This window comes from Rhizobium metallidurans (assembly GCF_014196505.1).
GTDB lineage: Bacteria > Pseudomonadota > Alphaproteobacteria > Rhizobiales > Rhizobiaceae > Rhizobium > Rhizobium metallidurans.
Window position 1 is genome coordinate 22203 of record NZ_JACIDW010000031.1, and the last position, 6523, is coordinate 28725.

The 6523-nt window shown below is 63.6% G+C and carries 7 protein-coding genes; 5 read left to right on the plus strand and 2 right to left on the minus strand.

Going from position 1 to position 6523, the window contains the following annotated elements; genetic code table 11:
* Nucleotides 1-11: 11 nt before the first annotated feature.
* Both GGQ67_RS23525 and GGQ67_RS23530 read left to right on the plus strand, forming a co-directional pair.
* Entirely contained in the window at nt 12-701 is a 690-nt protein-coding gene (locus GGQ67_RS23525; protein ID WP_183902534.1) for an HAD family hydrolase, read from the plus strand.
* A complete protein-coding gene (locus GGQ67_RS23530; RefSeq protein WP_183902535.1) occupies nt 701-2284 on the plus strand; it encodes an FGGY-family carbohydrate kinase in 1584 nt (527 codons plus the stop codon). Before GGQ67_RS23525 ends, GGQ67_RS23530 begins: the two co-directional genes overlap by 1 nt.
* Before the next feature lie 12 nt (nt 2285-2296).
* Here GGQ67_RS23530 and GGQ67_RS23535 read toward each other — a convergent pair whose 3' ends face one another.
* Nucleotides 2297-3151: a MurR/RpiR family transcriptional regulator gene (locus GGQ67_RS23535; RefSeq protein ID WP_183902536.1), complete on the minus strand. Its 855-nt coding sequence runs from the start codon at nt 3149-3151 to the stop codon at nt 2297-2299.
* 220 nt (nt 3152-3371) lie between these two features.
* Between GGQ67_RS23535 and GGQ67_RS23540 the strand changes: the two genes are divergently transcribed.
* Complete coding sequence (locus tag GGQ67_RS23540) at nt 3372-4085, plus strand: sulfate transporter family protein (protein WP_183902537.1); 714 nt, start codon at nt 3372-3374, stop codon at nt 4083-4085.
* Nucleotides 4086-4090: 5 nt separating this feature from the next.
* Here GGQ67_RS23540 and nth read toward each other — a convergent pair whose 3' ends face one another.
* A complete protein-coding gene (nth, locus tag GGQ67_RS23545) occupies nt 4091-4873 on the minus strand; it encodes an endonuclease III (protein WP_183902538.1) in 783 nt (260 codons plus the stop codon).
* 22 nt (nt 4874-4895) lie between these two features.
* Here nth and GGQ67_RS23550 point away from each other — a divergent pair, with 22 nt between their 5' ends.
* Nucleotides 4896-5408: a DUF2244 domain-containing protein gene (locus GGQ67_RS23550; RefSeq protein WP_183902540.1), complete on the plus strand. Its 513-nt coding sequence runs from the start codon at nt 4896-4898 to the stop codon at nt 5406-5408.
* 80 nt (nt 5409-5488) lie between these two features.
* Nucleotides 5489-6361, plus strand: coding sequence for a methylated-DNA--[protein]-cysteine S-methyltransferase (locus GGQ67_RS23555; RefSeq protein ID WP_183902539.1), 873 nt, complete (start codon nt 5489-5491; stop codon nt 6359-6361).
* The last annotated feature ends 162 nt before the right edge of the window (nt 6362-6523 follow it).

A 6523-nucleotide genomic window follows, 5' to 3' on the forward strand; every position in this document is an offset into this window, starting at 1 on the left:
TTGGATGTGTCATGGCTGATGCTGAAACACGGCTGGTGATCTTCGACTGCGACGGCGTTCTCGTCGACAGCGAGCCAATCTCCGTCACCGTTCTCGTCAAGGCCATGAACGATCTCAACGTGCCGATCACCGAGGACGAGGTGTATGGCCGGTTCCTCGGGCGCAGCCTCGCGACCGTGATCGAGACGATGAAGACGGAGTACAACGTCCATCCGGGCGAAGCCTTCCTCGAGCAGATCCGCACCGATCTCTATGCGCGCTTCCGCACCGAGTTGAAGCCGATCCACGGCATCGCGGATACGATCGATGCGCTCGACATCCCCTGCTGCGTTGCCTCGTCGAGCCAGGTGGAGCGTATCCGTCTGTCGCTGACCGTTACCGGGCTGATCGACCGGCTGCCGAATATCTTCAGCGCCTCGATGGTGAAGAACGGCAAGCCGGCGCCGGATCTGTTTCTGCATGCGGCGAGAGAGATGAACATCGCTCCCGTCAACTGCGTGGTGATCGAGGACAGTCCCGCCGGCATCGAGGCCGCCAAGGCCGCGGGCATGACGGTGTTTGCCTTCACCGGCGGCTCGCATGCCAATTTCGCCGGCTATCGCGACGAGCTTGACCGCCTTGCCCCCGACGCGACGTTTGACGTCATGCCGGATTTGATACACCTTATCAAAAAACATCAGCGGGACGGGAACGACCTTTAATGCCTCAGCATGTGGTTGCTGTTGATATCGGCACGGGCAGTGCACGCGCCGGCGTCTTCGATGCGCGCGGCCAGCTGCTGGGCAAGGCCGATCATCCGATCATCATGAACCGGCCCCGCGAAAATCACGCCGAGCACGATTCCGAGGATATATGGTCGGCGGTGTGTATCGCCGTGCGCCGCGCGATGGAGCAATCGGGCGCCGCGCCCGAGAGCGTCGGCGCGATCGGTTTCGACGGCACCTGTTCGCTCGTGGTCCGGGATATCGATGGCGGGCAGATCAGCGTGTCGACGGGCGGCGAGCGGCGGTTCGACACCATCGTCTGGCTCGATCACCGGGCGCTGAAGGAAGCGGATTTCTGCACGGCGACCGGCCACGAGGTGCTGGAGCATTCGGGCCATTTCATGTCGCCCGAAATGGAAATGCCGAAGCTGATGTGGCTGAAGAAGAAGCTGCCCGGCACATGGGCGAATACCGGCTATCTCTTCGACCTCGCCGATTTCATGACCTGGAAGTCCACCGGCTCGCTGGCGCGCTCGCGCTGCACGCTGACGTCCAAGTGGAACTATCTGGCTCATCTCAAGGATGGCTGGCGCAAGGATTTCCTCGAACAGATCGGTCTCGAGGACCTGCAGGCGCGCGGGCGTCTGCCGGGCGACACCGTTGCTGTCGGCGGCAGTGTCGGAACGCTGACGAAGGAGGCTGCCTCGGCGCTTGGGCTGACCACGGACTGTCACGTCTCCTCCGGCATGATCGACGCCTATGCGGGCGCGCTGGGCGCGCTCGGCGGAAGCGCGCATGATCCGGAACAGCTGGAGCGGCAGCTGGCGCTGATCGCCGGCACGTCGAGCTGCATCGTCTCGTTTTCGCGCAAGCGGCGTCCGAGCCACGGCATGTGGGGACCTTATTACGAGGCCGTGTTTCCCGGCACCTGGCTCGTCGAGGCCGGGCAGTCGGCGACGGGGGCGTTGCTCGACCATGTCGTCAGGATGCATGCGGCCGGGGGCGAGCCGACGGCGGCGTTGCACCAGAAGATCGTGTCGCGGATATCGCAGCTGCGCGCGGAGGAGGGCGATGCCTTCGGCGCCAGGATTTTCGTGTTGCCCGATTTTCACGGCAACCGATCGCCGCTTGCCGATCCGCACGCGGTCGGCGCGGTCAGCGGGCTGACGCTCGACACCTCGTTCGACGGGCTCTGCGCGCTCTATTGGCGCACCGGCGTGGCGATCGCGCTCGGCATTCGCCATATCCTCGAGCGCATGAAGGAATATGGCTACGCGCCCGACACGCTGCATGTGGCGGGCGGGCATGTAAAGAACCCCGTGCTGATGGAGCTCTATTCGGATGCGACGGGCTGCAAGGTCGTGGTGCCGAAGATGAACGAGGCGGTGCTACTGGGAACCGCGATGGCGGCCTCCGTCGCCTGCGGTCTGCATGAAGATCTCGGCGCGGCGGGTTCGGCCATGTATCCCGGCGGCGACGTGCACGTTCCCGACGAGAGCAGACGCGCGCTGTACGATCGCGACTATCGCCGGCTGCTCGCGATGTACCGCCATCGCGCCGAGCTCGAGGCGATGGAATAGATTTCGGATGGCCTACCGGTTCGGATCCTCGCCGAGCATGACGCTGAATTCGGTCATGCGTCCGGCACGGGCGACGGCCTCTTCGCCGACGGCGCTGACAACCGTCGAGGAGAGGCAATCGAGAAGTGCGATCACCGGCGGCAGGTTGTCCTGTTCGCCCGGCCGGGTCGGGGGGAGCGGCAGGATGAGATTGGCCTGATCGAGCACCCAGTTGGCGCTCTGGGCGCTGATGAGAACGACCTTGTATCCGTAGCGCCGGGCGATGCGCGCCAGGAGGCGGGCCTTCTTGAAGCGCTGGCTGTCGATGATCACAAGCAGCGCCCCTTCGCCGCTGACGCGCGCGAAGAGTTCGGCAAAGCGGTTGCCGCTGCCGTCGAGCGCGTGCACGCCGTCGCGCGCCTGCGTCAGGCGCTGGCTGAAATGCGTGGCGAAGCTTGCCTGCGAGACATGGGTGGCGATGAACACCTCGCTTGCCGCGCGGATCATCGCCACCGCGTCGCTCCAGTGCTGTTGGCCGGTCAGATGATAGATGTGGTGCAGCGCCTGGATCTGCTCGGCGACGAGCACGGCGAGCGGTTTTCCGTCGGCTGCATCGACCTGCAGTTCCGACATCGACGCCTGCATCTGCGTGGCCGAAACGCCGCCGACATCGCGGATCTGGACCTTGACGCTGTCGAGCCCCTGATAACCCAGCGCCCGCAGGAAACGACCAACGGTCATCGGGCTCAGATCCAGCCGGTCGGCCACGGAGGCGGCGGTTTCGAACGGAAGATCGCTCAAGTGTTCGGTGAAATATTTCGCGATGCGACGTTCGGCGGGCGTGCCGGATTTCGCGTATTGGCGGAGCTTCTGAACAAAGTCTTCCACGGTAGCCGTCCCGATTTTTGGGTGGTGTTTCCTGTCTGCTTGAAACAAATCCCTGCGCACATAAATATTCGCGGCGCCCTGCAAGTAATCTTAGATGCTGATTTAAATATATATTATGAAAGGCTTTTGAACAACAATTCCGTCGATTTGGCGAAATAATTTCAGCCTTGCCGTTCAAAGATCAGATTCCTACATCATCGCCACAACCGGAGACGTCACAATGATTCTCGAAGCGGCTCGCCTTTCCATCGCCAATCTTTTCGCCGCGCAAACGCGGTCGGTGTTCTGGAAAGTGCTCGGGCTTACCGTGCTCGCGCTGATCGGCCTGTGGCTGGCGCTGCGCAGCGCCTTCATGGCTTTCGTGTTTCCCTGGCTCGCCAGCTTCTTTCCCGCCATGCCCGATTGGGCCGGCTGGCTGGGCTTCGTCTTCGCCATCATGGTGGGGATCGGGCTGGCGCTGGGGCTTGCGCTCCTGCTCTCGCCGGTGACGGCGCTGATCGCCGGCCTGTTTCTCGACGATGTCGCCGAGGTTGTGGAGAAGCGCGATTATCCCGACGACGTGCCAGGCACCGCCATGCCGCTCGGCCCGGCCATGCTGAGCTCGATCAAGTTCCTCGGCGTCGTCGTCGCCGGCAATATCGTGGCGCTGTTCCTGCTGTTCATCCCCGGCGTCAATCTCGTCGCCTTCTTCATGGTCAACGGCTACCTGCTCGGCCGGGAATTCTTCGAGTTCGCCGCCATGCGCTTCAGGTCACCGGCCGAGGCGCGGCTGTTTCGCCAGGAACATGCGCCGACGGTGTTTCTCGCCGGCCTCGTCATCGCCGCTTTCCTGGCCATCCCGATCGTCAACCTGCTGACGCCGCTGTTTGCCGCGGGCATGATGGTGCACCTGCACAAGCTGCTGTCGCGCAAGCAGCTCGGCGTTCGGGTCTGATCCTATTACTCGACGGCCTCGCCGATCACCTGCGGCGGCAGCTCGACCAGCGGCGCCGGGATGTCGCAGCTCTTTTCGGGCGAGCGACAGAGATCGGCGATGACGCAGTGCTCGCATTCGGCGCGGCGGGCCTTGCAGGTGTAGCGGCCGTGCAGGATGAGCCAGTGATGGGCGTGGTAGAGGTAGTGCTTGGGCACCACCTTCATCAGCCGCTCCTCCACCTCGTCGGGCGTCTTGCCCGGCGCCAGCTTGATACGGTTGGCGATGCGGAAGATATGCGTGTCGACCGCCATGGTGGCCTGGCCGAAGGCCATGGAGAGCACGACGTTGGCGGTCTTGCGGCCGACGCCGGGAAGCATCACCAGCTCGTCGCGCGTCTGAGGCACCACGCCGCCGAAGACATCGACCAGCATGCGCGACAGTGCAATCACGTTCTTCGCCTTGTTGCGATAGAGCCCGATCGTCTTGATGTAATCGCGCACCTTCTCCTCGCCGAGATCGAGCATCTTCTGGGGCGTATCGGCGACCTTGAAGAGCGCGCGCGTCGCCTTGTTGACGCCGGCATCGGTCGCCTGCGCCGAGAGCGCCACGGCGACGACGAGCGTGAAGGGATTGCTGTGTTCCAGCTCGCCCTTCGGCTCCGGCCGCTGCACGGAGAAGCGGCGGAACATCTCCTCGCGCTCGGCCTCGCTATAAACGGAGCGGACGGTCGCCTTCTTCTTGCGGCGAACGATGATTTTTTCGGGCTGCGACGAGGTGGCGGAGGATTTGAGTTTCGGACTGGACATGGACAATCTATACTCGCCAGCCATGATGGAAAGCAACGCCGACAGCGCTGGTCAGCAGGCGGTTCTGGACCAGCCGGTATTTTCAGCCGAGCTCTTTCCCCACCGGTCTCTCGGCCGCAAGGGGTTCAGGGTGCTCCTGCTGCTGTCGGGTGGCGTTTGCCTGCTCTACGGCCTTTTCTTCATCGCCACCGGCGCCTGGCCGATCGGCTTCTTCTTCGGGCTCGATTTCCTGCTGCTCTACGGTGCCTTCCGGCTGAACTATCGTTCGGCCAGGGCGCGCGAGATGGTGACTGTGTCGCGCACCGATATCGCGGTGCGCAAGGTCGCGCCGTCGGGGCGTATGGTCGAGCATCATTTCAATCCGTTCTGGACGCGCTTTTCCGTGCGCCGCGACGAGGAGATCGGCATCCTGTCGATGCATATTTCCGGCGAGGGACGGGCGACCGATATCGGCGGCTTTCTCAATCCCGACGATCGCGAGAGCTTCGCCAAGGCCTTCAGGCGGGCGCTGGCGACGGTCAAGCAGCGTATCTGATAATCATCTGATTCAGACGCAAGAATCGGGTGGCTTCAGCCATTCCGCTTGACTATCTCCTTGTGACAAGGAGAAAGATCATGAACATGGTAGCCAAGCTGAACCAAGACATCACGCCCGATGGTCCCGACTACGAGACCGTCCGCCAGGTGATCGAGCTGATCACCGAGGATTACCGTGAGCAGCCGTCGCTGGAAGCGATCGCCATGCGTCTCAATCAATCACCGACGCAGCTGCAAAAGACCTTTACCCGCTGGGCCGGTCTTTCGCCGAAGGCATTCCTGCAGGCCGTGACGCTCGATCATGCCAAGCGGCTGCTGCGCAAGGAGGAGCTGCCCTTGCTGGAGACCTCGTTCGAGGTCGGTCTCTCCGGGCCCGGGCGGCTGCACGATCTCTTCGTCACGCACGAGGCGATGTCTCCCGGCGAATGGAAGGCGCGCGGCGGCGGACTGACGATCCGCTACGGCTTTCATTCATCCCCCTTCGGCATCGCGCTGGTCATGGCGACCGACCGCGGCCTCGCCGGCCTTGCCTTCGCCGATATCGGCGGCGAGGCGGCCTGCCTCGAGGACATGACCTGCCGCTGGCCGAACGCCGAATACGTCGAGGACCGCGAGGCTACGGCCCCTTACGCCACGCGCATCTTCGAGCCGGGCCGCTGGACCTCCGAACAGCCGCTGCGCGTGGTGCTTATCGGCACCGATTTCCAGGTGCAGGTCTGGGAGAGCCTGTTGAAGATCCCCTTCGGCAAGGCGGTGACCTATAGCGACATCGCCAGCGACATCGGACGTCCGACGGCGATGCGGGCGGTGGGGGCGGCCGTGGGCGCCAACCCGATCTCCTTCGTGGTGCCGTGTCACCGGGCGCTCGGCAAGAGCGGGGCGTTGACGGGGTATCACTGGGGGCTGACGCGCAAGCGGGCGATGCTGGGGTGGGAGTCGGCGCACGCTTGAGTGTGGTTGGGATGGATGGGGTTGTGGGTGCAGCCCCCTTGCATGTTCATTTTGCGTTGATTGTCTGATGATCGATGCGCACTCCGACGGATGGCCATCCGTCGGAGTGCGGACGTTCGGGACCGCGGCCCCCTTGGCTTGAACCGGGGATGAGCTTGGTCC